General features: G+C 64.7%; 22 protein-coding genes. 2 read left to right on the top strand and 20 right to left on the bottom strand.

What is annotated here, in order from left to right:
• From RT131_RS14750 to ilvC, 5 genes are all read right to left on the bottom strand, one after another.
• On the bottom strand, nucleotides 1-1,238 hold a 1,238-nt coding region (locus RT131_RS14750; RefSeq protein WP_313173553.1), incomplete at its 3' end, for a 2-isopropylmalate synthase.
• Entirely contained in the window at nucleotides 1,232-2,332 is a 1,101-nt protein-coding gene (locus RT131_RS14745) for a threonine dehydratase (protein ID WP_313173551.1), read from the bottom strand. The genes RT131_RS14750 and RT131_RS14745, both read right to left, overlap by 7 nt.
• Before the next feature lie 111 nt (nucleotides 2,333-2,443).
• Nucleotides 2,444-2,695, bottom strand: coding sequence for an ACT domain-containing protein (locus RT131_RS14740; protein ID WP_313173550.1), 252 nt, complete (start codon nucleotides 2,693-2,695; stop codon nucleotides 2,444-2,446).
• A complete protein-coding gene (gene ilvG, locus RT131_RS14735) occupies nucleotides 2,679-4,406 on the bottom strand; it encodes an acetolactate synthase 2 catalytic subunit (RefSeq protein ID WP_313173549.1) in 1,728 nt (575 codons plus the stop codon). Before ilvG ends, RT131_RS14740 begins: the two co-directional genes overlap by 17 nt.
• A gap of 38 nt (nucleotides 4,407-4,444) precedes the next feature.
• A complete protein-coding gene (gene ilvC, locus RT131_RS14730; protein WP_313173548.1) occupies nucleotides 4,445-5,419 on the bottom strand; it encodes a ketol-acid reductoisomerase in 975 nt (324 codons plus the stop codon).
• Between the two features lie 643 nt (nucleotides 5,420-6,062).
• Between ilvC and RT131_RS14725 the strand changes: the two genes are divergently transcribed.
• Nucleotides 6,063-6,911, top strand: coding sequence for a BTAD domain-containing putative transcriptional regulator (locus RT131_RS14725; RefSeq protein ID WP_313173547.1), 849 nt, complete (start codon nucleotides 6,063-6,065; stop codon nucleotides 6,909-6,911).
• 184 nt (nucleotides 6,912-7,095) lie between these two features.
• On the opposite strand, the gene RT131_RS14720 is transcribed toward RT131_RS14725, so the two are convergent.
• Genes RT131_RS14720 through RT131_RS14650 form a run of 15 tightly spaced genes read right to left on the bottom strand, consistent with a single transcriptional unit; the run spans nucleotide 7,096 to nucleotide 24,498 of the window.
• A complete protein-coding gene (locus tag RT131_RS14720; protein ID WP_313173546.1) occupies nucleotides 7,096-8,394 on the bottom strand; it encodes a prepilin-type N-terminal cleavage/methylation domain-containing protein in 1,299 nt (432 codons plus the stop codon).
• On the bottom strand, nucleotides 8,391-9,482 hold the full coding sequence (locus RT131_RS14715; protein WP_313173545.1) for a type II secretion system protein: 1,092 nt from the start codon (nucleotides 9,480-9,482) through the stop codon (nucleotides 8,391-8,393). Before RT131_RS14715 ends, RT131_RS14720 begins: the two co-directional genes overlap by 4 nt.
• A complete protein-coding gene (locus RT131_RS14710; RefSeq protein ID WP_313173544.1) occupies nucleotides 9,479-12,100 on the bottom strand; it encodes a hypothetical protein in 2,622 nt (873 codons plus the stop codon). Before RT131_RS14710 ends, RT131_RS14715 begins: the two co-directional genes overlap by 4 nt.
• 14 nt (nucleotides 12,101-12,114) lie before the next feature.
• Nucleotides 12,115-12,795 (bottom strand): prepilin-type N-terminal cleavage/methylation domain-containing protein, encoded by a 681-nt coding sequence (locus RT131_RS14705; protein WP_313173543.1) that lies wholly within the window; start codon nucleotides 12,793-12,795, stop codon nucleotides 12,115-12,117.
• 14 nt (nucleotides 12,796-12,809) lie between these two features.
• Complete coding sequence (locus RT131_RS14700; RefSeq protein ID WP_313173542.1) at nucleotides 12,810-14,066, bottom strand: type II secretion system F family protein; 1,257 nt, start codon at nucleotides 14,064-14,066, stop codon at nucleotides 12,810-12,812.
• Nucleotides 14,063-15,778 carry a GspE/PulE family protein gene (locus tag RT131_RS14695; protein WP_313173541.1) on the bottom strand — a complete coding sequence of 572 codons (1,716 nt, stop codon included), beginning with the start codon at nucleotides 15,776-15,778 and terminating at the stop codon, nucleotides 14,063-14,065. The genes RT131_RS14700 and RT131_RS14695 overlap by 4 nt, the downstream gene beginning before the upstream one ends.
• Nucleotides 15,765-17,174, bottom strand: a complete 1,410-nt coding sequence (locus tag RT131_RS14690; protein WP_313173540.1) for an AAA family ATPase — start codon at nucleotides 17,172-17,174, stop codon at nucleotides 15,765-15,767. Before RT131_RS14690 ends, RT131_RS14695 begins: the two co-directional genes overlap by 14 nt.
• Nucleotides 17,171-18,058, bottom strand: coding sequence for a tetratricopeptide repeat protein (locus tag RT131_RS14685; RefSeq protein WP_313173539.1), 888 nt, complete (start codon nucleotides 18,056-18,058; stop codon nucleotides 17,171-17,173). The genes RT131_RS14690 and RT131_RS14685 overlap by 4 nt, the downstream gene beginning before the upstream one ends.
• Complete coding sequence (gene mshL / locus RT131_RS14680) at nucleotides 18,055-19,827, bottom strand: pilus (MSHA type) biogenesis protein MshL (RefSeq protein ID WP_313173538.1); 1,773 nt, start codon at nucleotides 19,825-19,827, stop codon at nucleotides 18,055-18,057. The genes RT131_RS14685 and mshL overlap by 4 nt, the downstream gene beginning before the upstream one ends.
• Entirely contained in the window at nucleotides 19,817-20,605 is a 789-nt protein-coding gene (locus RT131_RS14675) for a type II secretion system protein (protein ID WP_313173537.1), read from the bottom strand. Before RT131_RS14675 ends, mshL begins: the two co-directional genes overlap by 11 nt.
• Before the next feature lies 1 nt (nucleotide 20,606).
• Nucleotides 20,607-21,227: a hypothetical protein gene (locus RT131_RS14670; RefSeq protein WP_313173536.1), complete on the bottom strand. Its 621-nt coding sequence runs from the start codon at nucleotides 21,225-21,227 to the stop codon at nucleotides 20,607-20,609.
• Complete coding sequence (locus tag RT131_RS14665; RefSeq protein WP_313173535.1) at nucleotides 21,224-21,748, bottom strand: hypothetical protein; 525 nt, start codon at nucleotides 21,746-21,748, stop codon at nucleotides 21,224-21,226. Before RT131_RS14665 ends, RT131_RS14670 begins: the two co-directional genes overlap by 4 nt.
• The gene (locus RT131_RS14660) at nucleotides 21,745-23,127 is read right to left on the bottom strand and encodes a hypothetical protein (protein ID WP_313173534.1); all 1,383 of its coding nucleotides are present in this window, start codon (nucleotides 23,125-23,127) and stop codon (nucleotides 21,745-21,747) included. The genes RT131_RS14665 and RT131_RS14660 overlap by 4 nt, the downstream gene beginning before the upstream one ends.
• A complete protein-coding gene (locus tag RT131_RS14655; RefSeq protein ID WP_313173533.1) occupies nucleotides 23,124-23,699 on the bottom strand; it encodes a hypothetical protein in 576 nt (191 codons plus the stop codon). The genes RT131_RS14660 and RT131_RS14655 overlap by 4 nt, the downstream gene beginning before the upstream one ends.
• Before the next feature lie 4 nt (nucleotides 23,700-23,703).
• Nucleotides 23,704-24,498: a prepilin-type N-terminal cleavage/methylation domain-containing protein gene (locus RT131_RS14650; RefSeq protein ID WP_313173532.1), complete on the bottom strand. Its 795-nt coding sequence runs from the start codon at nucleotides 24,496-24,498 to the stop codon at nucleotides 23,704-23,706.
• A 153-nt stretch (nucleotides 24,499-24,651) separates the two neighbouring features.
• On the opposite strand from RT131_RS14650, the gene ggt reads away from it, so the two are divergent.
• Nucleotides 24,652-26,355: a gamma-glutamyltransferase gene (gene ggt, locus RT131_RS14645; protein ID WP_313173531.1), complete on the top strand. Its 1,704-nt coding sequence runs from the start codon at nucleotides 24,652-24,654 to the stop codon at nucleotides 26,353-26,355.
• Nucleotides 26,356-26,459 lie beyond the last annotated feature (104 nt).

Raw genomic sequence — 26,459 nt, 5'->3', positions numbered from 1 at the left:
ACCAGCGCGTTGGCGCGGCTGCCGACGTCGCTGATGGTCATCGAGGCCAGGCGGTAACCGTCGCTGCTGGAGGTGCCCTGCATCAGGGTCTGCAGGTCGGCGTCTGTGACCACTCGCTGTTGTTCGCACAGCGCCTTGAACTGATCGAATACCAGCTTCAGTTCTTCTTCTTCCAGCCAGTAGCCCAGTGCACGCAGGCGCGCCTCGACCGCGGCGCGGCCACTGTGGCGGCCCAGCACCATCTGCGAGGACTCCCAGCCCACGTCTTCCGGACGCATGATTTCGTAGGTGTTGCGGTTGCGCAGCATGCCGTGCTGGTGGATGCCGGATTCATGGGCGAAGGCATTGGCGCCGACGATGGCCTTGTTGCGCTGGACCGGCATGCCGACCAGGCGCTGCAGCAGCTGCGAGGTGGGCACGATGCGTTGGGTGTCGAAGCCGGTATCGAAGTTGTAGAAGGCGTTGCGTACCTTCAGCACCATCGCGATTTCTTCCAGCGCGCAGTTGCCGGCGCGCTCGCCGATGCCGTTAATCGAGCCTTCCACCTGGCGCGCACCGCCTTCGATGGCGGCCAGCGAGTTGGCCACGGCCAGGCCCAGGTCGTTGTGGCAATGGGTGCTGAACACCACCTTGTCGGCGCCAGCGGCATTGGCGATGACATGCTGGAACATCGCGCGGATTTCTTCCGGCGTGGTGAAGCCAACGGTGTCGGGCAGGTTGATGGTGCGGGCACCGGCGGCAATGGCGACCTGGGTGACTTCGGTCAGGAAGTCCAGTTCGGTGCGGGTGGCGTCCTCGGCGGAGAACTCGACATCGTCCAGATAGCCGCGCGCCATGCTCACATGCTTGTGCACAGACTCCAGCACCTGTTCCTTGCTGATGCGCAGCTTGTGCTCGCGGTGCAACGGACTGGTGGACAGGAACAGGTGCAGGCGCGGGCGCGCTGCGGCTTCCAACGCCTTGATGGAGGTTTCGATATCGCCGGCCAGGCAGCGCGACAGCACTGCCAGGACCGGCTGGCGTACCTCGCGGCCGATCAGCGCCATTGCTTCGCGGTCGGACTGCGAACTTGCGGGGAAGCCGGTTTCGATCACGTCCACGCCCAGTTCCGCCAGCGCCCTCGCCATCACCAGCTTCTGTGGTGGCGTCATGCTGCAGCCGGGTGATTGCTCACCGTCGCGCAGGGTCGTGTCGAAGATGGTAATTCGCGGGGTGTTGTTGGTTGGAGTATTCACCAGAGGGTCTCCTCGACTGCGGCGGTAACGGGAATTTTGGGGGAATCGGATTTGGGGCTGCGCTGTGTCGCTGCGACGACACGGCTTCTAAGTCGTTCGGCGTTACGCCGTCGAGGTTTACGCGGGGGACTGGGGCGCACTTCAGACAACAAGGTCGACAATACCGTGGCATCGATGTTGCCGCCCGATACCACCGCACACTTACGCTTGCCGGAGACGCGGCGGCCGGCGGCCAGCGCCAATGCGCCGGCGCCTTCGGCGATGACATGCTCTTCCAGCGCCAGTCGCACCAGGGTTTCGCGCAGTTCGGCTTCGCGCACGATGACCACGTCGTCGAGCAGGCTGGCGCACAGGCGGCGGGTGATGAAACCGGGGATCTTGACCTTGACGCCATCGGCCAGGGTCGGCACCGGATCAACTTCGCGCACGTCGCCCTTGATCGCGCGTGCCATCGAGTCCACGCCTTCGACCTGCGCGCCGATGATGCGCACGCCCTGCGACTTCAAGGCCAGCGCGACGCCGGAGGCCAGGCCACCACCGCCGATCGGCACGATCACCACGTCCGGTGCATGCGGTGCCAGTTCGATGCCCAGCGTGCCCTGGCCGGCGATCACGTCGGGATCATCGAAGGCGGACAGGAAGCGGTAGCCGTTCTGTTCGGCCAGCTCGCGGGCGAAGGCATAGGCTTCGTCATAACTGTTGCCGTGCTGGCGGACGGTGGCGCCCCAGTGCTGGACGCCGGCGATCTTGGTGGCCGGTGCACCATGCGGCATCACCGTGATGGCCTGCACGCCCAGCCGGTGCGAGGCCCAGGCCACGCCCTGGGCGTGGTTGCCGGCCGAGGCGCAGATCACCGGACGCTCGTCGCCGCGTTCCAGTGCGGCCAGCATGGCGTTCAGGGCGCCGCGCACCTTGTAGGAACCGGTGCGCTGCAGGTTCTCGAGCTTGAGCCAGGTGCCGAAGCGCTCGGCGTAATGCAGCGGGGTAGGCGGCAGGAAACGGCGCAGGCGGGCCTGCGCGGCCAATACGTCGGCGACGCTGACGTTCAACGTGTCAGCGGGTGTTGCAACTGCGACGGTGCGGCCACGGTCAGGCATGTACGTGGCCGTCACCGGATACAAGCGAACCAGCTGTCGACTGTTCGCGTTGAAGAAGACGCCTCCGTGGCTTGTGGCGGCGTACTACCGGTACGCCACTTACGTCGCTGCTCATACGCTGGCACCTGCTACCGGTACCAGCTGCACGGATTCGCAGTCGTAGACCTTCTGCAACTGGTGGCACAGGGTTTCCGGCGGGCGCGTGCCATGGATGTCCATCTGCACGTGCCAGCGGCCGGCATCGTCGGCATTGCGATTGCCGGCGATGTTGCTGGGGGCAAAGCCGCGCCGTTCGACCATGCCGATCACGCGCACCAGCGCGCCTTCGGCAGGCTTCAGCACCAGGTCAAGCCGGTATTGCATTGGAACTCTCCTGCACTGCCTTGGCATGGGCTGGGTTGCTGTCCAGCATGGTGCTGTTGGCGTTGTTGGGTGGCACCAGCGGCCACACGTTGGCGCGTGCATCGATGGACACGTGCAGCAGCGCCGGACCGGGCGTGTCCAGCATGGCGGCCAGTGCGTCTTCAACCTGCGCACGCTGGGTGATGCGGGTGGCGGGGATGCCGAACACCTGCACCAGCGCTGCGAAATCCGGGTTGTCGGACAGATCGATCTCGCTGTAACGCTCGGCGAAGAACAGCTCCTGCCACTGGCGGACCATGCCCAGCGAGGCGTTGTCCAGCAGCACGATCTTCACCGGCAGGCGACAGCGGGCGATGGTGGCCAGCTCCTGCACGTTCATCATGAAGCTGCCATCACCGGAGACCAGCACCACGGTGCGATCGGGGCAGGCGAACTGTGCGCCCATCGCCGCCGGCAGGCCGAAGCCCATCGTGCCCAACGCACCGGAAGTCAGGTGGTTGCGTGGGTGGTTGAAGCGGCAGTGCTGCGCCACCCACATCTGGTGCTGGCCGACATCGCAGGCGATGACGGTATCCGCCGGCGCCACTTCGCTCAGCCGCTTCAGCAGCGCCGGGGCGTAGATGTCATGGCCGGGTGCGTCATAGCGGGCGGCGAATTTTTCACGGTTGGCGGCGCAACGTGCGCGCCAGCTGTTGCAGCTGCTGCGGATGCTGGTCAACGCCTGCAGGCCGGTCTTGACGTTGCCGGGGATGGCGATGTCGACCGCGCGCAGCTTGGAGATCTCGTAGGCATCGGCATCCAGGTGGATGACGCGGGCGAACGGCGCGAACTCGGCCAGCTTGCCGGTGGCGCGGTCATCGAAGCGGGCGCCGACCACGATCAACAGGTCCGACTCCTGCACCGCCATGTTGGCGGCGCGGGTGCCGTGCATGCCCAGCATGCCCAGGTACTGCGGGTGATTGGCCGGCAGTGCACCCAGGCCGCGCAGGGTCAGCACGGTCGGGATACCCGAGCTTTCGACGAAGTGGCGGAACTCGCCAACCGCATCGGCCAGGCCGATGCCACCACCGCCATAGATGACCGGCTTCTCTGCAGCGGCGATCATTTCCACAGCAGCGGCCAAACGCTCGGCCGACGGTGCCGGAACCGGATCGATCGAGGCCGGCACGTGATCGGGCAGGTGCGAGGCATCGCCCAGCTGCACGTCCTTGGGCAGGTCGATCAACACCGGACCGGGCCGCCCTTCGCGGGCGACACGGAAGGCCTCGGCAACCACCTGCGGCAGCTCATCAACGCTGCGCACCAGCCAGCTGTGCTTGACGATCGGCATGGTCATGCCGAACACATCCAGTTCCTGGAACGCGTCGGTACCCAGCAGCGGGGTAGCGACCTGGCCGGTCAGGCACACCATCGGTACCGAGTCGAGCATGGCGTCGGCGATGCCGGTGACCAGGTTGGACGCGCCCGGGCCGGAGGTGGCCACGCATACGCCTACCTTGCCGCTTGCGCGGGCATAACCATTGGCGGCAAGCGCCGCACCCTGCTCGTGTCGTACCAGGATGTGCTTGAGGCTGGAGTCCACCAATGCGTCGTAGAACGGCATGATGGTGCCGCCCGGGTAGCCGAACAGCGTTTGCACGCCTTCGGCTTCCAGGGCCTGCGTCAGCCAGCGTGCGCCGTTACGGGGCGCACCGGGGGTGGAAGTGTTCATGCAGCGACCTTTGCCAGTTGCGGGTGGGGGACCGCGGATTACGCAGTCTGACCTTGCAGCCAAACCATCTTGGCGCGCAGTTCCTTGCCAACCTTCTCGATCGGATGTTCCATGTCGGCCTGCTGGAACTTCTTGTAGTTCGGCAGGCCGGCGTCGTACTCGGCTTCCCAGTTCCGGGTGAAGGTGCCGTTCTGGATGTCGGTCAGCACGTCCTTCATGCGCGCCTTCACCGAGGCATCGATGACGCGCGGGCCGCTGACGAAATCACCGTACTGGGCGGTCTCGGAGATGAACTCCAGCATGCGGGTGATGCCGCCTTCGTAGAACAGGTCGACGATCAGCTTCAGTTCGTGCAGCACTTCGTAGTAGGCGATTTCCGGCTGGTAGCCGGCTTCGACCAGGGTTTCAAAGCCGGCCTGCACCAGCGAGGAAGCGCCACCGCACAGCACGGCCTGCTCGCCGAACAGATCGGTTTCGGTCTCTTCCTTGAAGGTGGTCTTGATGATGTTGGCGCGGGCGCCGCCCAGGCCAGCGGCATAGGCCAGTGCCAGTTGCTCGGCCTTGCCGCTCTTGTCCTGGTAGACCGCGTAGATGCACGGCACGCCGCGGCCGATTTCATACTCGCGGCGCACCAGCGCACCCGGGCCCTTCGGCGCGACCAGCACCACGTCCAGGTCGGCGCGCGGCTCGATCATGCCGAAATGCACGTTCAGGCCGTGTGCGAACAGCAGGCAGGCGCCCTGCTTCATGTTCGGTGCCAGCACCTCGTTGTAGAGCTTCTTCTGCACCATGTCCGGGGTCAGCACGGCGACCAGGTCGGCGTCCTTGACCGCTTCGGCCGGGGTCTTGACGGTGAAGCCATCGGCCTGTGCCTTGACCTCGGTGGGGCCGCCAGCGCGCAGGCCGACAACCACGTCGAAGCCGGATTCACGCAGGTTCATGGCATGGGCGCGGCCCTGGCTGCCGTAACCGACGACGGCGATTTTGATCTGGGGCAGTTCGTTGGTGCTCATGGTGCTTGGGTTCCTTGCGATCAAGAGAGACATGCAGAAATAAAAACGGCCGTTGCGTCAGGACGCAGCGGCCGGGGCGGGCGGGGCAGACACCATGCAGGCGGCAGCGCTGCGGCAGGCAGCGTTGGCGGTGTGTTTGTTCGTGGTGTCAGTGGTTGGGTACATGGTTTCAGATGAAATAGAAGCTGGAAACGAAAAACCCCGCACCGGGGTCGGCGCGGGGTCTTTAGTCGAATCTGGCTGTCTTTACGTTACGCGCCAGTCTGCCCCGCACCTGTTGGCTCGGTAATAAGTACGAGTACAAGAATCGAGGCCACGGCGTGGGCCGGGGTCGAAGTCAGGTCAGCGGTGGCGTTGTGGCGTTGCAGCATGGGTCGAGATAACCACCCCGTAGACGCGGTGTCAACGCTTGCAGGTGTGATTGCCTGGATTCGCCGCACAAGCCCCGTCGTAGCGGCATGGTTGCGGCTGAAACCTACGTCGGGGCCGATCCGCAGCGCGCCGATTGCGCGGATTTCGCCCCACGGCAGCAGCCCGACCAAGGTCCGAACGCGATCATTCGCAGATTGATGATTGGATTGCGCTGCTTTTGCCGGTTTAACAAGTAAGGGCCTCATTTGCTGGGCCAACCGGGGGCAAAACCATGACGCACGTAGTAGAGCAGGACACGCCATGCATAGGCGCAAACCGGTGTGGCGGGCACAACAGCGCACCGGTCACGGGTCTGGTGCAGTTGATGGGGCAGGGCGACGGCCTGCCGGCACCATTGATCTATCGAAAGGGTTGGGCCCTGCTGGGCTACCTGGCGATGGAGTCAAACCGCATGCATTCGCGCACGGCGCTGGCGGCGCTGCTGTGGCCGACGCTGGGCGAAACCAGTGCACTGACCAATCTGCGCCAGGTGCTGAGCAATCTCAACCGCTTCTGCAGTGCAGCCCTCGGCACGGACATACTGCGCATCGAGCGCGGCAGCGTGGGGTTGTTCCGGGACCAGGAGATGCGCTTTGACATCGACCTGCTGCAATCGGTGCCCTGCCAGGCGGTCTATATGCTGGCAAGGCACAGCAGCTTCCTGGATGGCATGGATGATATCGCCGGCATAGATTTCCGTAGTTGGTTGGAGACCAGTCGGCAGGAACTGGATGGCAGGCTGGTTGCGGCCGCGGAGAAGTGCTGTGATGAGCTGCTGTCGAGCCGCCAATGGGAGCGCGCGCTGCTGATGGCGCGCGCCTTGGGCCAGCATGATCCGTGGAACGAGGCGCACGCGCAGCGGGTTATGCGGGCCTATACCGGCAGCGGCATGCTCAGCGCCGCCGTCAATGCCTATCAGCGCTTCGAAGTGATGCTCCGATCCGAACTGGGATTGGACCCCGGCAAGGAGATACGCCACCTGTTCGCGCAGATATCCAGCGGGGCAGGGGCACTGGCATCCGCGCGGAGCGGCGGAATGGGGACGGAGCGGACGCACATGGGGCGCGTCGCGCTGGCGTGAGCGACATCCCCCGGAGCACTGCAAGGGCGTGCCTCGCGGCACGCCTTTTTCGTTCCGGAAAAGCAGCATGACGGTGCGTCCGCTGCCGGTGCAGGACAGGTTACGGCGGTGCTTTGTCTTTCTGGACGCCGCCTTGGGTGGCGGCGTTGGTGGTCGGGGTTCCATGCAACAACCGCGGCCTTGCCTACTTGAGACCTTCGGCCGCCGCCTGCTGGGGAAGCCGCGGCGATATGCCCAACATATCCGCCCTGCGTGCCTCCAGGTCGATGGTTCTGGCAAGTTCGGTCGAGCGGCTGGTGAGTGAGTACACGGTACGATCGGGGTCGTCGTCGGTGGGGTTGCCACTGGCAAATGCCGCCTCGGTCTTCTCCGCTGTCCTGACGCTTTCCACCGACTTGGCCTTGGAGGCTGCGGCGGCGACCGTGGCGCCAATCGCACTGCCTACCCCCACGATGGACAAACCGGCGCGCCAGGTCCATGCGCCATAGGTATTGAACGCTTCAGACACGGTATCGTTGCTGCCACCCATGGCGGCGGATATCTGCGCGACTGCCGACTGGATGTCGGCATCCGCACTCTTGTCGGACGCCCGTGCAAGCTCGGACATGATGGAGAGCTGCTCGGCGTAGTCCTCCATCGCCGGTACGTTGATGGCAGCAGCGGCGGCTGCATTGGCATGGGCGTGGAGGGCAGCACCCACCGATTCACCGCAGCGCAGCCGGGTCCACACCTGCTCCAGGCCTACCGCGCGTACCCTTTCGGGATGTTCGACGCTGGCAGGTCGCCGTGGAGAGGGCAGTGCGCTGCTCGCCGCGGAGTCCAGTGAAGCGGTGGAGAGTGCATAGGCGATATTGCCCACCATGGCCTCGCCGCTCCCCTGCGCGCGCAGGGTGCGCAGCTGCCCGGCTTGCAGTCCAGCATTCATCGCGCTGCGCAGTGCGTAGCAGAAGTCCAGGCCATTGATCTCGAGGTCGGCTGTGTCGTCACAAGCCCCCGGCTTCGTGCAGGTGTCGGGCAGCATCACCATCGAGGCGATGCTGGAAGACGTGGCATTGCTTAGCACCTGCAGGGTGGGCGCGCGGTTGGCTGCCACGGTGAGGTCGGCGTTGACGGTTGTCACATCCGGATCAACAGCGGCGAGCGCATTGTTGCGATAGACCGCGTAGCGCAGGCCGGCAGCGCGCTGGTCCGGGAGACCGAGCTCCCGGTACGGCAGCTGGCCATGTTCCAGACTGCAGTCGGGGATGCCGTTGTTATCGGCAGCCGGGCAGGGCAGGTGATGATTGCTTGCCGCATAGGCCAGCAGCGCATCGTCGGCGCGCTGCAGCAGCGTGCGTTGCATGATCTGCTGGCTCTCGCTGTGGCTGAGCATCAGCCACCGTGCCAGCAGCACGCCAACGATGCCCAGGATCACCAGCGATACGGTAAGTTCGATCAGCGAGAAGCCACGTACGCGGGATGAGGAAATGTTGGGGTGACTCATTTATCGATTCCTGCGCTGTCCAGGGCTATGGCACTCTGCTTGGCGGCCTGGCTTGCTGCGGAGGCCTTCTGCCACTGTGTGGCGGCGATCTCCTTGGCTTGTTTTGCCGCTTGCAAGGCCGCCTCGGCCTCTTCCACCTCACCGGTGGCGAGGTGGACCAGATAACTCGCATAGCCGATGCCGGTGAGTGCATTGGCATGCTCGCCCAATGCGATGGTGATCTTCAGCGGCGTTTCGAAGTCGCCTGGTGTGGTCATCACTGCGGCAATTGTTTCATCGAAGATTGCGAATGCCAGTGCGGCGCCGGCAGCGGCCATGCCGGCATCGGTGGCGGCCTTCAGCGCACGCGCTGTCCGCTCGTCGAACTTCCGGAACCGGGCATTGAACTCGGCGACCCGAGCGGTGCTGTAGGCCGCTGCCGCGGACTGCGCGGCTCCCTGCGCACGACCCACGCGGTCACTGCAGGACAGACGGCTGGACAGCTCGCCAATGCCGGCGGCCTGGGTGAGGCGATGCGCATTGTCTGGCAACCCGGGCAGGTGAAACGCAATTGCGGCACTGCCGACATCCGCGCCGACATCGGCGCGATGGTTGTTGATGGCCAGTGCATAGGCTGCAGCAAACTCGATGCCAGGAAGCTTCGGCGCGGTTTTCTGCAGGTCCATCAGGCGCAGGCACAGGTCCAGCCCGTTTATCGGCGAGGTCGGGTTGGTGGCAGTGCCATCGGGGATGCGCGGGGAAAAATGGCTGCCAAGCGTCGGCAGCAGATCCGCCTGCACCTGGTAGAGGATGCGCGTGTCGCTGGACAGGCCCAGGTCGCGTACCGGTAGCCATCCGGCGGTCTGGCCCGGATTGGCACGGCCATCACCATCGGTGTCCGCCGCCGGAAGCTTCAGGTTGGCACGCAGATACCCCAGCAGGGCATGCTCGGCCTGTGCCATCCGTTGTTCGTCATTGTCAGCCTTGAGCACCTGCGTGCCCGCAGGTATCAAGGCGAACACCACGGCCGAGATCAACCCTGCAATCACCAGGGCAATGGCCATCTCGACGAGGCTGAAGCCGCGTTGTGCGTGACGATGGATGGTCATGGCGTAGCCACCGCGGGGCGCGCTGGGCCCACCGCGCCGCGCGTGTCGGCCTTCAGCAGCAGCGCGGGAGCGCCCACTGCCAGCGCCTCCTCGTTGCCTGAGCCCGGCCCTGCTGCATTCTGCAGCGTGAGATATTTGGCTTCCAGCTCCTTGAAGCGGGCCTCGGTCTGTGTGCGATTTGTGATTGCCTTGTCCGCACCTTCCTTGGCCCGCAGCCAGTCGCCATAGGCGCGGGAGTAGGGATAGCGGGAGCACTCGGACCCCGATTGCCCGGTCGTCCTGATGAAATCGCAGGCATCGCCGGACACCACGTTTTCCGTGCTGATGAGATGTACGCCATTGGCGCCATCGATCGGCAGCTCGTTGTAGCGCCAGACATTGCTGGTGTCCCAGGTGAACGTCGGGACGCTGGTATCGATGACGACCCTGCGATTGTTCCAGCTGGTCGGGTACCTCAGGTAGGGCGAGCTTTGCCGGTCGTAGGAGCGTTTGGTGGCGTCGCGGTCGCGCTCCTTGTTTGCCAGCGCGTCCTTTGCGCGCTGCAGGTCAAGATCGATCATCGGCGTGCATTGGGCGTCATAGTTGATCGGCTCCCCGGCACCCGGGCTGAGTTCGTTGAACACGCGGGTGGAGCCATCGGGGTTGGCCAGGGTATAGGTGCAGGTTTTCATGTAATGGACCTGCTGGCGCGAGTTCTTGCAGATCTGCATGGAGTCGGGGTTGTTGGCCCCGCGACATACGTTTTCGGCGTCCTTCTCCGCACCCGCAACCAATCCCAGCCACTGCGTCCGGTTGGCTGTCTTCTGGTCGATGGCACGCTTCATGTCATTGGCCTCGCGCTGCAGCACGGTCCATCGCTGGGCATAGCCGCGACGGAGCTTGGCATCCTGCAACGCATTGGGCAGGAAGCGGGTCACCGAGCTCCAGCCCGCGGGTTCCGGTGGGATGACCGCGACGCAGTTGCCGTTGCTGTTCTTGTATGGGCCGGAGCCTGTGTACTCACAGGTGGTTCTCTTGTACTTGGCCGCGGATGGGCCCAGCACCATCAACGAGGCCAGCGATGCGTCCTCGAACGGCAGGATGCGGTTGACGTAATACACCTGTTCGGCGGCGACCATGTTGCGCTCGGTCACCTTTGCGCTCTCGACATCCTGCTTCAACCCGGGCTGGAAGCCGGTTTTCTCCTCGCACTCGTATTGCGGGATGCCCGCGTCGTTGAAAATCAATTCTCCGGCGGGGTCCCGGCGCTGTATCGGTAGTCCGGTGGTGGGGTCTGTCTTCGTCTCGCAGACGGTTGCATCGGCGCCGTACAACATCTTTTCCATTGATTTGAGCACCCCCTCGACCGAGGTTGTGTCCGGCCGCTGCCCTGATTCCTTGGCGCGATCACGCGCCTTGACGTTCGCATCCAGGGCCAGGCCGATGGGCACCAGCGCCACGGTGTTCTGCACCAGTGCCGAGATCGACTGGATCATGGCGCCCACGCTGAGGATGTTGGCGATGATGTCCTTGCCCAACGGTGCGCAGACAATACCGAGCGAGGCGATGCATATCGCGGTATCGATCCCCAGGGTGACACCGTGGAATACCGCCGATTGGATGGAATCCACCAGCGTCAGCGAGCTGAGCACGATGGAGGTGATCGCCATGACCTGGGCGAAGGTGGCATCGCGGACCTGGGCCTCACCGTTGCCTTCATTCGTGTCCTGGAAATCGATGACGGTGGCATGATTGGCGACGGCGCCGGCCAACACGTCCATGGACAGCAACGCCACGCTGCTGGGGGCCTCCATCGCGTTCGTTGCCGCGTACTGGCGGCAGCCCACCAGTGGCGCCAGCTCGGCGAAGGTGCGGGCAAGCGTGCGGTCGTCGTAGTCGACATCACCCGGCTTGGCGGGACTTGGCAACGCCGCTGAGGCGGTGCTGTCGAAACGGCTGCCTTCATTGCCGGTGATACCGGCCGCTACCAGGCCATAGGCAAGGTTGTACTGCTGGTCTGCGGTCCTCGTGGTGGCGTAGGCATCGGCGATGCCGCCGGAAACGGCGTTCTGGCCGAGCGCGGCGCAGAAGTCCAGGCCATTGCCCAGGCCCGCGGTCGGATCAACATAGTCCTCGAAGGCTTCGCCCTGCTCGTTGACCGGGATGTAGGCGTCGCCGGTGTCGGAGAGGGCCGGTTGGCGGTGCTGCGCGCCAGCTGGGTCCGTGGCGATCACGCCGCGTGATACCGAGTAGCGGATCGGTCCGATGCCGGCCCCGAGTTCCATGGCACCCGGAAGTACGGCCACGGGAAGGAAGCCGACGGCCTGCGGCGAGCCGGCGCTGCCATCATCAACGCAGCTCTCCAATACGCTGGAGGGTTCCTCGCTCCAGCGGCTGGCCGGGCAGGGCAGGCGCCCGTGTGCTGCGGCATATGCGGTGAGGGCTTCGTCCGCCCAGCGCAGGGTGTGCTGCTGGTTGCTTGCCTGGGCGAGTGGTCGCTTGGCGTTGAGGAGCAGGGTGGCGGCGGCCACCGCCACGCCTGCCAGCATCAGCACCAGCATGACCTGCAGTAGGCCAAAGCCGCGTTGGGCGGGGGGTGTGGAGGTATCGGCGAGTGGATCAGGGCTGACGTTGTGCATGACTGCAGGTCCGATTACTGGCTCATTTTTATGTAGGCGGTGACCGTTGCGCTGGCGGCATCCATGCTGGTGGTTGCATTGCTCATTTCGTCGCGCGACCAGGCGGCGTTCTCCGTGGGGGTGGCGACCTTGTTGGTACCTGGCCGCTTCTCGCGCACGCGCCCTGCGCGCGCATCGACCTTGCCGTCGATGCGTTGATCCAGTTGCTGTGCCAGCTCCGGCGTCAGACCGTGGAGTACCAGCACGTTGCGTGTTCGCTGGACGTAGCCGGTGGAACTGGTTGGCTCGTGCCAGCCGGAGATCGCCTGCAGGCAGACCTGCAGGCGTTGCGGCAGGCCATTGCGGTCCTGGTAGATGTAGGCATCCTGGCGGCCCTCCATTGCACCTTGTGGCAGGGTCACGCCCGCCTTGAGCATCTCGTCGACCAGCTGCGTGCTGCACAGCGCGGTCGCGGCGGTGCCGCCACCAATCATGCCGGTGAGGGTTCCGTCGTTCGGCACGCTACCGGTCTGGCTCGCGTAGCGGTCATAGGCGAGAATCCAGCCCTGCACGAACTCGCTGCTGATGCGTTCGGCGACCGCGCCGCGGTAGACGTCGCGGCCGACAGTGACCGCACCCAGGATGAGCGCGATGATGACCAGCACCACTGACATCTCCATCAGGGTGAAGCCACGGTTGGATCGGATTGATTTCATGGTCGGGGCGGTCCTTACATCTGCGGCGATGTGATGGCCTGCTGTACCAGGTCGTAGACCGGTAGCAGCAAGGCGACGATCAGGAAAACGAACATGCCGCCGCCGAACAGGACGACAACCGGCTTGATGATCTCCGACAGGTTGGTGATCAGGCGCTGCAGGCGCAGGCTGTACTCTTCGGACAGCCGCGAGAACTGGCTGTCCAGGGTGCCGGTATCCTCGCCAACGCTGATCATGCGCACCATCATCGAGGGGAAACCGCCCACCTGGCGCATAGCCGAGGACACCCGGTCACCGCGTTCAAGCACCTGGCGGATGGCGATGATGCGATCACGGTAGTACTCGTCACGCATGGCGCGCTCCATCACCTGCAGGCTGCTGACCATGTCGACGCCGGCGCGGATCAGCAGGGCCATGTATTCAGTGAAGAAGGCCAGCCCTGAGGAGAACATGATGGTCTTGGCGATGGGGAGCTTGTGCAGTGTGTAGTGCACGGCGCGACGGAAGCGCCGGCTGTAGCGCCAGGTCACCCACAGCACGAAGGCCAGCGCCACCATGCCGGCGGCGATCATGGCGATGTGCCCGATCAGCCACTCGGAACTGCGCATCACCCAGACCGTCAGCGGCGGGAGCTTGGCGTTCATCTGCTTGAAGAGGTCGGACAGGTTGGGGATGACGTAGTAGATCCAGAAGCCACCGGCGGCGAAGATCGCCGAGAACACGAAGGCCGGGTAGATCAAGGCCTGGCGGGTGTCGGCGGTCATCCGCGAGATGCGTTCGACGTGGTCGGCCGCTTCCATCAACATCTTGTCCATCGAGCCGGTTTCATCGCCGATCATGATCAGGTTGCGAACCGTCTCGGGAAACGCATCCGGATAGCGGCCGAAGGCATCACTCAACGATGCACCGGCATCCAGCTCATCCAGCAGGCGCCGTGCCAGCCGGGCCGGATTGGAAGCACGGCCGGAACTGACCTCGTTGGCGACTGCGCGCAGTGCTTCCATGACCGGAATGCCGCTGCTGGTCATGACCGCCAGGTCGCGCAGCATGCCGGCCAGCTCCACCGGCTTGATGCTGGGCTTGATCAGGTGGGTGATGGAGCGCTGGGTTTCCGCCAGCCAGCCAGGGAAGCGGTAGAGTTTCAGCACCACCGCATCGAAGTTCTTCTCCAGCCACATGCGTGCGGAGGCATCGTGCTCGACCGCCAGCTGGGTTACCCCTGCGCGGACGCGGCCGTTGGAGAGCAGCAGTCGGTAGTAGTAGACGTTCATGGCGACGGGCCTACACCAACCACGCGCAACACTTCTTCGGTGGTGGTCTGGCCGGCGATGACACGTGCACGTGCGACCTGCTCGATGCCCTTGAAGCCGGCACCCATGGCCAGCCCGCGCAGGGCCTCGCGGCTGACATCATCGGCAATGCCATTGGCCAGGGGTTCGTCGACGATCATGATGTCGTAGACCGGCAGTCGGCCATAGAAGCCGCTGCCACGGCAGCGGTCGCAGCCGGGGCCGCGGCGCCCAAGGCTGCCGATGGGCAGCTCCAGCCATTCGCACTCCTTGTCGCTGAAGGGAACATCGGCGGCACAGAACGGACATACCTGGCGGACCAGTCGCTGGTTGACAACCGCGAGCAGGTTGTCCGCGATCACCTGTGCCTCCAGGCCCAATGGACGGAGGCGAGGTACCACGCCGAAGACCGTGGTCACGTGCAGCGTCGACAACACCAGGTGACCGGTTGCGGCGGCTTCGATTGCCGCCTGTGCGGTTTCTGCGTCGCGCATTTCGCCCAGCAGGATCACGTCCGGGTCGTGGCGCAGGAAGTGGCGCAGGGCGGAACCGAATTCATAGCCGGCGCGTCGGTTGACCTCGGTCTGACCGGCACCCGGCACGCGGTACTCGATGGGGTCTTCGACCGTCAGCACATTGCGTTCGATCAAGGACTGCATGCGCAGTGCGGCGTGCAGCGATGAGCTCTTGCCCGAGCCGGTAGGGCCGGTGATGAGGATCAGGCCCGCCGGTTTGGCGAACAGGCGCTCCAGCAGGGCGACATCCTCGGGGAAGAAGCCAAGTTCCTCCAGGCCGGCAAGATCGCTGTGCTCCGGCAGCAGGCGCATGACCATGCGCTCGCCGGACTCGGTGATCAGGGTGGAGACGCGAACGGTCAGCGCGGAGTCGAGCACCGTGGCGCGGAAGCTGCCGTCCTGCGGACGGCGCTGCTCGGAGATGTCCATCTCCGAGGCGAGCTTGATGTAACCCAGCAGGCGGCTGAGCGAGTTGGGCATGGCCCACATCGGCCGCAGCACGCCGTCGACGCGGAACAGGACATGCAGGCTGTGTTCGGACGGCGCGATGTGGATGTCGGTTGTACGCTCACGAACGGCCAGGTGGAGCAGGTAGTCCAGCAACTTCTCCGGGCTGTAGGCGTGGTCGTTGTCCGTCGCAAGGCGGCGGATCTCTTTCTCCAGCAGCGCTTCGATCGGGTTCTGTGCAAAGTAATAGGTCTGCCGGATCAACCGCGCGACCTTGCCGTACTCGCCTTGCAGGAAGCGGCAACGCAGGCCACAGCGCTGCAGCACAAGCTGGGCCACGGCCGCCTGGTCGGCATCACCGAGCAGGACTTCCAGTTGATCCCCGTCGCGACGCAGCGGCAGGAACTGGCGCATCTGGCACAGTTCCCGGTTGAACATGGCCAGGATCTGCGGGTCGGCGATCGGCAGGGTTTCCGTCGGCGCGAACTCGATGCCCAGCATGCCTGCATGGGTGCGCACGATGTCCGATTCGTTGGCCAGGCCATGGCGGATCAGCAGGCGGCCGAAGCTGGTCTGCTCCACCAGGTTCTTCTGGCGGGCGTACAGCAGCTGGATCGGGTCAAGCAGCCCCTGCTCGTTTAGCAGTACGCCCAGCTTGGCCTGTTCAAGGCTTACCAGACCCTGGCTCGAGTTGGCGGAGGCGGAGGGGATGCGGGAATCAACCGTGGCCATTGGCGGAGGGATCCATGTCGTTCGAGGAGGTGGCTTGCGGCTTGCTGAGTGAAAGCAGGTGCAAGGTCAAGGGGTCCGGCGTGCCTGTTACAGGCAGGAAGCTGCGCTGCTGCATGCGCGAAAGTGCGCGCTGGGTCAGGGGGCCGAAGCGGCCGTCGAGCTGGCCGTCATAGTGGCCTTGCTGTTGCAGCCTGTACTGCAGTTCCTGCACATGCGTATTGGGCTGGCGCTGCAGCAGTTGCGTGGCGGAGATGTGCGGCACGAAGGTGGCGCGCAGCCCTTGCGCTGACCGTTGCAGGCAGAAATCGGCGCGTTGCTGCAGCAGCGCCGCGGCTTCGGCGCGGACGGCGACGCTGAGCTGTGCGCCCGTGCCAAGCCCGGCAAGGCAGCTGGCGTTGGCATACACAGGATCGGGCTGAGCGTGGGTGATGGCGGAGTGCTGCGCCGGCGCCGACGGTTCGGCGTGGGTGACCGCCGGACGCAACGAGAGGGCGAGCGCGCCCAGCACGAGGATGCCCCCCAGCGAAGCGGCCAGGGCCCAGGTATGTCTGCGCACTGCCGTCGGCGCACGGATGCCGGCCTCGGCAGCGGCGGTGCGTATCAATGCCGCATCGATTTTCCTGGGCGTAGTGCTATGCCCGTACAGGCCATAGAGGCTGCGGTCCATGATCTGGTGGATGTGGCGCTGGTTGCCTTTGCTGAGGCGATGCAACGCGCTTACCGCCGCGTCGTCGAGCGCGATGCTGCCGTCCGCACCGGCGCTGTCGAGGCGGAAATGGACATAGTCGGCAACGCGGTCCTGCGGCAAGGCCGAGAGCTGCACATGCTTGCTGATGCGGCTGCTGAGCTGGCGGATGGCGGGCTGCGCCAGCGACTGCAGCAACTCCGGTTGCCCGGCCAGCACGATCTGCAGCAGCTTCTCCTGCCCGGATTCCAGACAGGTAAGCAGGCGCAGCAACTCGAGGCTTTCGATGTCCAGATTCTGGGCGTCGTCGATCAGCAGGACACAGGTGACCTGGCGCTGCCAACGCTCGAGCAGGAAGCGATTGAGGCGATCGATGTTGTCGGCGGCACTCGCTTCGGGCGACAGGCCGAAGTCACGCAACACCGCCGCAAGCAGGTCATTGCCCTGCAGATAGGTATTGAAGACCAGCGAGACCACCATGTCTTCACTTTCCAGCGCGGCCAGCAGGCGGCGTAGAAACGTGCTCTTGCCGGTACCCACCTCGCCGGTGAGCAGGACGAAGCCCGAGCGCGTGCGCAGGCAATGGCTTGCCTCCACCAGCTCGCGCTCCACCGAAGCGGTCTGGAAGTAGGCGACGCTGTCCGGCGTCGGCGGGAACGGCGAACGATGCAGGCCAAGCTGCTGCAGGTGCTGGCGGGTGGCCGGATTCATTGCTGCGTTCCGCGGATCTGCGCCAGTGCCTGGATGATCAGCGCCGACTCGCCGTTCTCCGCAGCGAGCCGCAACAGGCGTGTCTGTGCGTTGTCGGTCTGCCCGCGTGCCGCTTCAAGCAGCGCCAGGTTCACACCGGCCTGGGTGTCTTCGGGCACACGCGACAGGATCTGCCGATAGCGTTCTTCCGCGGCGAGCAGGTCGCCCTGGTTGTGTGCGATCCAGGCTTCATTGCGCAGCAGGGTCAGGCTATCGGCGGGCAGCAGCTGGCGCAGCCTCTGCAACTGCAGTGCGACGGCGGCATCGTCTTTTTGTGCCACAGCCTCCTGCAGCGTCCGGATGGCTTGGGTTATGGCGGTTTCACTGTCCCTGGTGGTAGTGGCCGCGGGCCGTGTCTGTGCGGCTGGTGCCGTACTTTTGCTGACGGTGATGTTCAACTGCTGGGACTGCACATGGACGACGTCCTGTGCCGCCGCAGCAATCGGGGGACGGTCGGTTGCGCCCGCCGCAGCGGCGGCGGGCGACGGGGTCGAGCGCGGCAGCGCAGGCGCCGCGCCAGCCACTGCCGCGGCCGGGCGCAGGGGCGGCAAGGCCGGAATCGGCGGCGCCGTGCTTGGCAAGGACGCGGGGGCGACCTGGCGGGCGGGTGCTGCCGACGCAGCCTGCACTGCGCCAGCCAGGTTGTGGGGATGCGCTGCCTGTACCGGATTGGCGTTGCTGGAGAATACGTGCACCAGTGTCGATCCCAGTACTACGCACGCCGCAGCCCCCAGCCAATACAGACGTTTCCGCGACGTCCGGCCGTGCGCCTGCGCGGCGGCCGGCGAAGTGCCGGTCGCCGTAGTCGTAGCGCTTTGGCGCAGGGCGTCGAAGATCAGGCTCACAGCACCTTCACCCGCAATACCAGCACCAGTTCGCGGGTGCTATGGGTCTTGGCGCGGGAACCGAACATGCGCCCGAATACCGGCACGTCGGACAGCCCCGGTACGCCACGATCGTCCAGCGACGCATTCTGATCGATGAGGCCGCCGAGCATCACCGTGTCACCGTCGCGCAGGTTGAGCGTGGTGGTGATGCCCTTGACGTTGACCTGTGGAAGGGTAACGGCGTTGCCGTTGGGGAACTCACGCAGGACCAGGCTGCTGGTATCGACCTCGGTCTGCATTGGATGGACCAGCAGTTCGACGCTGCCGTTCTCATGGATCATCGGTGCCACGCCGATCACCACGCCGGAGAACAGCGAATCGGTCTGGATGTCGGTGGACTGGTTGTAGGAGCCACCGCTGCCACCGGTGTTGGAGAAGTTGCTGGTGGACTTGGTGACATAGCGGATGTTGGTGCCCACGCTCAGGTAGGCGGGGCTGCCATTGCGCACGCGCACGCTGGGATTGGACAGCACTTTGACGTTGCCGAAGCCGCGCAGCACATTCACCGCCGCGGAGAACGTGTCAGTGGCGTAGCTGAGCCCCAGCGCCCGGCCCAGGCCCGAGCCAAGCGTCTGGTTGGGGAAGGTGATGGTGCGCGGCTGCTGACCCAGGCGGGTGAGGCCATCATAGGACAGCGGGCTGTTGGCGTCGGGCAGGATGGTGGCGGCGGTATCGCCATAGATGCCGGCGACGCGATCACGCAGCAGGTTCCAGTCGACGCCGTAGTTGCTGCTGTCGTTGAGTGTCACATCCAGGATCTGTGCCTCGACCAGTACCTGACGCCGCAGCTTCTGCTTGTTGTGCTCGATCAGTTCTTCGACGGCGCGCATCTGCGAGGGCCGTGCGCGCACGAACAAGGTGCCGCTGCCGGCATCCAGGTTGTAGCTGGCGGTGGCCGCCGGCTTGGGCTGGTCCGGGCCGGTGGGCGCAACGGCCTGCTTGCTCTTGTCGGTATCCAGGATCACGTCCAGTGCCGCCGCGAGCTGCTTGTAAGGATCATTGTCCTTGCCGACGCTGCCGCTCATGCTCAGTGATCCACGCAGTGACTGGCCACCGCCGCCTTCGCCGGCCATGCCGGCGCCGAATACGTCGCCACCGCTGTTGAGCTCCAATGACGTCACCGAGTTGAGCATGTCGACGTTGAAGATGCGTTCCTTGGTCTGGCTCACCACCAGCGCACCGCCGCGCAGCTCGCCATGCAGGTCGAACGCATCGAGGATGTGGTTGAACACCTCGCGCGCCGACACATTGCTCAGCTGCAGGCTGGAACGTTGTTTCTGCTCCAGCACCTTGGGATCGACGATGAGGTTCATCTTCAGCTCGCCGGCCAACGCCCACAGCAGCTGCCCGACATCCGCATCGAACATGCTGATGCTGACCACGCTGTGCTCCAGCGGGTCATACACCGGTGCCAGCGGTTTGGTGCTTGGTGCTGCCGTGCCCTTGTGTTCGATCGCCGCAAGGCGCTTGTCCTGGGCTTCCAGGAATTTCGCGGACTCCTCCGCGAGAGCGGTGCTGGTGCGCTCCAGTGCCTTGTGCTCGACGGGCGGAAGATCCTGCACGCTGCGTGGTGGCATGTTGGTGCACGCAGCCAACAGCAGCGTGCCGACACCACCGGCCAGCAGGCGGGGAAGATGGCGCGGCTGGCGCTGGCAGGGTGAGTTGCTGTGGTGGCTCGTCATTTCAAAGGCCTCGGAGTTATGCGGGGTCGATTGCTTATCGTTCAAGGGAGGTCAGCCAACCGAGCAGGCTGGTGGCTGACTCGGCACTGGTCTGGTCGTCATTGCGGAAGCTTGCGGGGCGCTCGGGCGGCGCCATGCACAGCGAGCTGGCGGGCTGCGTGGCGATGGCGTTGTTCATGGTGTCGAAGCCGGCAGCGGCACCACCGGCCTGGTCCATGTCCATGCCCGGCGCGATCAGCGCGAACGCCGGGTTGATCGTTTCGCCGACGCCATTGCAGGCAACCTCCGGATTCGCGGGTGTCTCGCTTGGATAGGGCGTATTGGCGGGCGGTAACTTGTAGTACGGCTGGCCCGTAGTGGCCGGTGCTCGCATGGCGCTTGCCAAGGTCGCCAACAGCTTGCTGGAACCGTCCTTGTCGGCGAATTCGGCCCCCCTGCCAGCAGGAATCACCAGGTCCGCCGTGCTGCTGCGATGGACCGCGTAACGGATGCGTGCACGTTGCTCTGGCAGCGTCAGTCCCAGGCTTTCGTATGGCAGCCATCCGACGTTCAATCCCAATGGGCACCCCGCCACGCCGCCGTTCTCGCGGCCGCTATCACCCTTGGGGCTGCTGTCGGGGCAGGGCAGGCGTTTGTTGCGGATGACGAACGCCTTGATCGCCTGCCGTGATTCACCGAGTCGTGCGCTGGCCTCGCTGTAGCTGCGCGACTGCTGGAATGCCTCGTAGGTGCCCGTTGCGGCGCTGGTCAGCAACGCAAGAACACCCACCACGATCGTCAACTCGAGGAGGTTGAATCCACGTTGTAGGCGGAGGCCGTGCATGTCAGGGCGTCGTCTTGGCCGCGATGGGCTGGTTGACGTCATAGCGCAGGCTCTCGCGCAGGGTGATCAGCTGGTTGCTTATCTGCGCCATGCGCTGCTGACGCCCTGGCGTATCTGGCTGCTGGCTGACACTCACCAGTTCCCGCCCGAGTTGCTGGGCCCTGATGGCGATGCGGATGTTGCTGCGAGCCGCTTCGGGGTTCATGCCGGGAGGAAGATTGCCGGTCGCCTGGGCGGTATCGAGCTGCCGCAGCAAAGCCTGTGCCTGCACTTCGTTCTGGGTCATCTGCCGATCCATCTGCTCCATGGCCGTGCGCAGTTGCGCATTCGAGGAGGTTGGCGGCGATGGTGGTGGCATGCGGATGGCGGCCGCCGGGGCCGGGGCGGTGGTGCGTGCATGCGGCCCGGTCTCCCACGGTGCTGCGGTCGCGGTGGCGGACGGCGTGATCTCCGCAGCGGTAGCGGTGGGCGGGGGGGCGCTATCGCTGGCTGTTGCTGTTGCCGCTGTCGCGGCTGGGGCCGCGAGCGGGGCATTGCTGGTCTTGCGCAGACCCACGGTCAGCAACACACCCACCAGGACCATGCTGCCGGCAATCGCGCCGATCTTGACGTAGGGATTCATCGGCTGGCTCCTGCGGCTTCAGGCGACTGGCCGATGTGGCGCACACGCAAGGTGCTTACCTCTCCAGCGGGGCTGCGCACACGCGCCCAGTTGCTGCCGATGGCAAGCACGCGGGTGCCATCGTCCAAGCGCGCGCCCTGGCGAACCGGCATGCCGTTGATGATCGCGGTCGAGCGACCGTCCGCGGTGACCACCAGCGACAGCGATGCCGGCACGAGGGACAAAGTATCGGCATCTGCCACGCCATTGCTGGCGGGGCTCGCGCTACCCGCTGCAGCGCTGTCCGGTACCGCGATCAGTTGGCTACCCTCGAAGCGCGGCTGCGGTCGCAGTGTTGCTGCCGTTTCCAGTACCAGTTTGTTGCGTTGCAGGGAGGCACGCAGGCGTGCAGCTTCTGCGCTCTCCTCGGCGTTGTTGCCAATGAACAGGACCGCCGGCTTGGCGACGACCATGGAGGCCAGCCAGCCGGAGACCGCAAGCCAGCAAAGCAGGGCCGTCATTGCGATGTATTTCTTCTTCACGTGGTGGGCTCCGTCACTGCGTCGGCGCTGGTTGGGGTGGTGGTCTTGAGCAGGTAGGAGAAGACCCCGCCACCGGCACGCGTTGCACCGCCGGATTGCGGATCCAGCGGCACTGGATCGAAGCCCTCCTGGCGCAGGCGCTCAACGAAAGCCGCGATCTGCATGCCAGGTGTGCCGCGGTCCGCATCGACCATGCCATCCACGCGCAGCGTGCGCGGCGGACCTGCATTGGCCTGGCCTGGGGCGGGCTGCTCGACGCGTACGCGCAGGATGCGGACCTCGTCCTGTGCGGCCCTGCGCACCGATTCCAGTCCGGTTACCGGATCGATGCCATCGGTCAATGCCTTGGCCTTGCTGACGAACTGCAGGGCACCATCCAGCCCGGCGGGCATGTTTGCCTTGTCGGCGAGCAGGCGGGCTTCCTGCTCCAGTGTGCTGATTTCCTGGCTGATGGCTTCGCTGCGTTCGTTGGCATCGTGCGCGGCCAGCATCCAGCGGGTACCCAACGCACCCAATGCAATGGCGATGAGCAGCGATGCGGCCGATGCCATTGGCAGGGCCCATTCGGCGAGGTACGCCGCGCGGCTGGGCAAGGGGTTCACCGCATCACGCGAGGATGCCTGCGTGCGCATCCAGGCAATGCCGCTGGACCAGGACTGGCCGTGCTCATCGCGGTAGATGTGCATGGGCACCTGCTTGACCTGGCTGCCGGTAGCGATCGAGAAGATCTCGGCAAGCCGCTCATTGAGCGGTATCTGCTCCGATTCGGAAGCCGGGAGCAACAACGAGCACCAGCGGAACAGCAATGGATCAGGTTCCTCGTCGCTGCGCGACAGATCATCTGCAACCTGCTGGGCAAGTGCGCTGGCGGTCATTGACAGGTCGGATGGATCTTCGCTGTAGGCCATCGATGCACGATGGATGATGTCGTGCTTGCGCAGCGCCAGTACGCTCATCTGCCGTCCACAGTGCACGATCAGGCCTTCACCCGGCTTCAGCGTGCGCCACATCAGCGAGGTGATCGGCAACAGCAGGCAGTGGTCCGGCTGGGCTTCGGCCCATGCATAGCTCTGCTGCCAGGTATCCAGCGGAACGGCTGTATACAAGGTCTGGTAGCCGGCACCCATCGAGCGGTTCTTGTGGATCAGGATCTTGGCATCGCCATCGATCAGACCATCGGCACGCAGGCGTTTCTCGATCAGGGCTACGGCATGGGCGGAGCTGCCTTCCAACGACATGACGCCGCTATTGCCGCCTTCGAATTCGGCGAACAGCCACGCGGGACCTTCCAGCCGCGGGCGGGTCTCGCTGATGGCGACGCTGTCCTGGCCAAAGGAAAGCCAGCGCCCGGCTAGCTGGACGATGCTGTGCATGCTCATTGCTGCGCGCCTCCGGGCGTGCTTTGTGGCGGGGGCACCGGGGCGCTCGACGCCAATGGACCGGTCGCGGTGCGGAAAAGGAGGCTCCCACGTAGCGTGAGCGACAAAGGTGCCGGCGGGCGATCGGAAAAGGAGGTGGGCAGATGGAACAGCCCTTCGCTCGGGTCGGTCACCGAAAGCTCGAAGACGTCGGCGCCAAAGATGCGATCCGGGCTGGGCGCTATGCCGCCCAGCAATGCATCCGAATCCACGCGCGACATCTGGCTTTGATTGAGGTTTATCAATCGCTCGCCCCAGCCAATGGGTTCCATGCCCAGATCGCCGAGCTGATCCAGCAACTGGCGGGCGGAGTTGGCGTTGTCGACCTTCAGTTGCGCCTCCTGCTGGGCCATCCGGGCCTGCGAGAGCAGCTCGTTCCTGTTGCTGAGCTGGTCGTAGGCGCGGGCCAGGCTGCTGCGCGCGGAGATGAACCACACGGCGGTGACCACAAGGGCCAGCAGGGTCACCGCAAAGATCGTCAGGGAGAGACGTCGTGACCGGCGCAGCCGGCCCAGCATGGAGGCGATGGTCATGGGATTACTGATTCATCTTGTAGTGAGCGACCAGGGTGATGATCTGGTCGGTGTCATCGCCACCGCCGGCGACGTTGGAGTTGGCCGAGCCGGCCGAACCCGACTTGTTGGTGTTGTTGCCCTTCCACTCCATGCTTTCGGCATCGGCATTGCTGCCGACGCTGCGCTTGTTCAGGCCCACCTGGCGGAACGCACCGGACTGCGGATCGGGCTTGCCATCGATCATCTGGTCCAGTGAACGGGCAAGATCCGGGGTCAGGCCGGAAAGGACCATCACATTGCCGGCACCGGAGGCGGTCTCTGCCGGATTCCACTGGAAGCAGACCTGGATCTCCTGCGGATTGCCGTTGGTATCCAGATAGACATAGCGGTCTTCAAAACCCTCGCCACGGCCCGGCGGCAAGCTGATGCCGGCGCCCCGCATGAAGTCACGCAGCTTGTCACCGTCCTGCGAGGCAGCCGATACCGGCTGGTCGCTCTTGGTCGACGCCGAGCCATTGCAGATCGCGCCCTTGGTGGCGGTGTTGTTGGCCATGTCGATGTCGTATTCCTTGCCGGCGACCATCAATCGCGGCGCGGCCTGGTTGTCGCCGACGGGGGCACCAAAGCGTTGGTGGTAGCTGTTGTAGGCCACGACCCATTGATCGACGTACTTCTGCTTGATGCGCGTGTATTCGGCATTGCGCTGGACGTCGCGGCCGATCATTACCGCACCGATGATCACGCCGATGATGACCAGCACCACGGCCATTTCGACCAGAGTGAAACCGCCTTGATGGCGCTTGGATCGCATTTGCATTGAAGAGCCCCTTGTGGAAGAACCTGTGTACCCGGCGCGGGTCTGCAGCGACGGGTGGTTTGTTTCAGCGGACTAGATACGGCGGCGGCGTAAGACGTGCGTAAGACGTGCGTAAGAGCTATCTTCCCGGCATTCTCCTGCCGGTCACCTGCCATGCTGCGTACTGCGCTTCTGCTTGCCCTCGCCACGGTATCAGCGGCTGCGTTTGCCGCAGACCGTGTTACCGGTCACGAATTTGCGACCCGCTCCGAAGTGATTGCGCCACACGCGATGGCGGCTACGTCGCAGCCACTGGCCACGCAGATCGCGTTGGACGTGATGAAAGATGGCGGCTCGGCGGTGGACGCAGCCATCGCCGCCAATGCAGCGCTGGGTCTGATGGAGCCTACCGGCAACGGTATTGGCGGCGATCTGTTCGCCATTGTCTGGGACCCGAAGACACACAAGCTGCATGCTTACAACGGTTCGGGCCGCTCGCCGCGGTCGCTGACGCTGGCGGAGTTCCAGCGGCGCGGCCTGAAGGAGATTCCCGCGACCGGGCCGTTGCCGGTGTCGGTGCCTGGCGCGGTGGATGGTTGGTTCGCATTGCACGCGCGCTTCGGGCGCAAGCCGATGGCTGAGAATCTGGCGCCGGCAATCGCCTATGCGCGCGAAGGGCACCCGGTGGCGGAAGTCATTGCCTACTATTGGGACCGCTCGGTGCCGAAGCTGGTGCAGTATCCGGGCTTCAGGGAACAGTTCACCATCGACGGGCATGCGCCGCGCAAGGGCCAGATGTGGCGCAATCCAAACCTGGCAAACACCTTGCAGCAAATAGCCGATGGTGGTCGCGAGGCCTTCTACAAAGGAGAAATCGCCCGCAGTATTGGCGACTACTTCAAGGCCAATGGCGGTTACCTGAGCTATGAAGACATGGCCGCCCATGAAGGCGAGTGGGTGGAGCCGGTCAGCAGCAACTATCGCGGCTACGACGTGTGGGAATTGCCACCCAACAGCCAGGGGATTGCAGCGCTGCAGATCCTCAATGTGCTGGAAGGTTATGACTTCTCGAAGATTCCATTCGGCTCGGCCGAGCACATCCATCTGTTCGTTGAAGCCAAGAAACTGGCCTTCGCCGATCGCGCCCGTTTCTACGCGGACCCGGCATTCTCGCCGGCGCCGGTACAGCGACTGATATCCAAGGACTACGCTGCACAGCGTCGCAGCTTGATCTCGATGGACAAGGCCTTGAAGGAAGTACAGCCGGGCACGCCCAGGCAGCTGGAGGAGGGCGACACCATCTACATGACCGTGGCTGATGCCGACGGCATGATGGTGTCACTGATCCAGTCCAATTACCGCGGCATGGGTAGCGGCATGGCACCGCCGGGGCTGGGTTTCATCCTGCAGGATCGCGGCGAGATGTTTGTCCTGCAGAAGGACCATCCCAATGGCTATGCGCCGGGCAAGCGCCCGTTCCAGACCATCATCCCGGCCTTCATCACCAAGGACGGCAAGCCGTTCGCCAGCTTTGGCGTGATGGGCGGTGCGATGCAGCCGCAGGGGCACGCGCAGATCGTGATGAACCTGGTCGACTTCGGCATGAACCTGCAGGAGGCCGGCGATGCGCCGCGCATCCAGCATGAAGGCTCGACCGAGCCAACCGGGCAGGCCACCGTGATGCGTGATGGCGGCGAGGTCAATCTGGAAACCGGGTTTTCCTATGACGCGGTGCGTAGCCTGATGCGCAAGGGGCATCGCGTGACCTTCGCCGATGGCCCCTATGGCGGCTACCAGGCGATCATGCGTGATCCGGAAAGCGGCGTTTACTACGGTGCTTCGGAGAGCCGCAAGGACGGTCAGGCGGCGGGGTACTGATCTTCGCTTCTTTTGGTTGTGGCAGGACCGGAGCCAAAGCCAAAGCCAAAGCCCCCCTCCCCAACCCTCCCCTTCGCTGCGCGAAAGGGAGGGGGCCGTTCTTG

The sequence above is a fragment of the Stenotrophomonas sp. genome (assembly GCF_032066555.1).
Taxonomy (GTDB): Bacteria; Pseudomonadota; Gammaproteobacteria; order Xanthomonadales; family Xanthomonadaceae; genus Stenotrophomonas.
The sequence above is the reverse complement of the archived record's forward strand: the minus strand, read 5'-3'. Positions and strand labels throughout refer to the sequence as shown.

What these genes read in the sequence shown, in the direction of transcription:
- RT131_RS14655 (WP_313173533.1), bottom strand. Translation starts at nt 23,699, where the DNA reads ATGACCATCGCCTCCATGCTGGGCCGGCTGCGCCGGTCACGACGTCTC.
- RT131_RS14690 (WP_313173540.1), bottom strand. Translation starts at nt 17,174, where the DNA reads ATGAATCCGGCCACCCGCCAGCACCTGCAGCAGCTTGGCCTGCATCGT.
- RT131_RS14740 (WP_313173550.1), bottom strand. Translation starts at nt 2,695, where the DNA reads ATGCAATACCGGCTTGACCTGGTGCTGAAGCCTGCCGAAGGCGCGCTG.
- RT131_RS14710 (WP_313173544.1), bottom strand. Translation starts at nt 12,100, where the DNA reads ATGCACAACGTCAGCCCTGATCCACTCGCCGATACCTCCACACCCCCC.
- RT131_RS14675 (WP_313173537.1), bottom strand. Translation starts at nt 20,605, where the DNA reads ATGCACGGCCTCCGCCTACAACGTGGATTCAACCTCCTCGAGTTGACG.
- RT131_RS14695 (WP_313173541.1), bottom strand. Translation starts at nt 15,778, where the DNA reads ATGGCCACGGTTGATTCCCGCATCCCCTCCGCCTCCGCCAACTCGAGC.
- RT131_RS14660 (WP_313173534.1), bottom strand. Translation starts at nt 23,127, where the DNA reads ATGAGCATGCACAGCATCGTCCAGCTAGCCGGGCGCTGGCTTTCCTTT.
- RT131_RS14700 (WP_313173542.1), bottom strand. Translation starts at nt 14,066, where the DNA reads ATGAACGTCTACTACTACCGACTGCTGCTCTCCAACGGCCGCGTCCGC.
- RT131_RS14745 (WP_313173551.1), bottom strand. Translation starts at nt 2,332, where the DNA reads ATGCCTGACCGTGGCCGCACCGTCGCAGTTGCAACACCCGCTGACACG.
- RT131_RS14725 (WP_313173547.1), top strand. Translation starts at nt 6,063, where the DNA reads ATGACGCACGTAGTAGAGCAGGACACGCCATGCATAGGCGCAAACCGG.
- ilvG (WP_313173549.1), bottom strand. Translation starts at nt 4,406, where the DNA reads ATGAACACTTCCACCCCCGGTGCGCCCCGTAACGGCGCACGCTGGCTG.
- RT131_RS14715 (WP_313173545.1), bottom strand. Translation starts at nt 9,482, where the DNA reads ATGACCATCCATCGTCACGCACAACGCGGCTTCAGCCTCGTCGAGATG.
- RT131_RS14670 (WP_313173536.1), bottom strand. Translation starts at nt 21,227, where the DNA reads ATGAATCCCTACGTCAAGATCGGCGCGATTGCCGGCAGCATGGTCCTG.
- ilvC (WP_313173548.1), bottom strand. Translation starts at nt 5,419, where the DNA reads ATGAGCACCAACGAACTGCCCCAGATCAAAATCGCCGTCGTCGGTTAC.
- RT131_RS14705 (WP_313173543.1), bottom strand. Translation starts at nt 12,795, where the DNA reads ATGAAATCAATCCGATCCAACCGTGGCTTCACCCTGATGGAGATGTCA.
- RT131_RS14720 (WP_313173546.1), bottom strand. Translation starts at nt 8,394, where the DNA reads ATGAGTCACCCCAACATTTCCTCATCCCGCGTACGTGGCTTCTCGCTG.
- RT131_RS14650 (WP_313173532.1), bottom strand. Translation starts at nt 24,498, where the DNA reads ATGCAAATGCGATCCAAGCGCCATCAAGGCGGTTTCACTCTGGTCGAA.
- ggt (WP_313173531.1), top strand. Translation starts at nt 24,652, where the DNA reads ATGCTGCGTACTGCGCTTCTGCTTGCCCTCGCCACGGTATCAGCGGCT.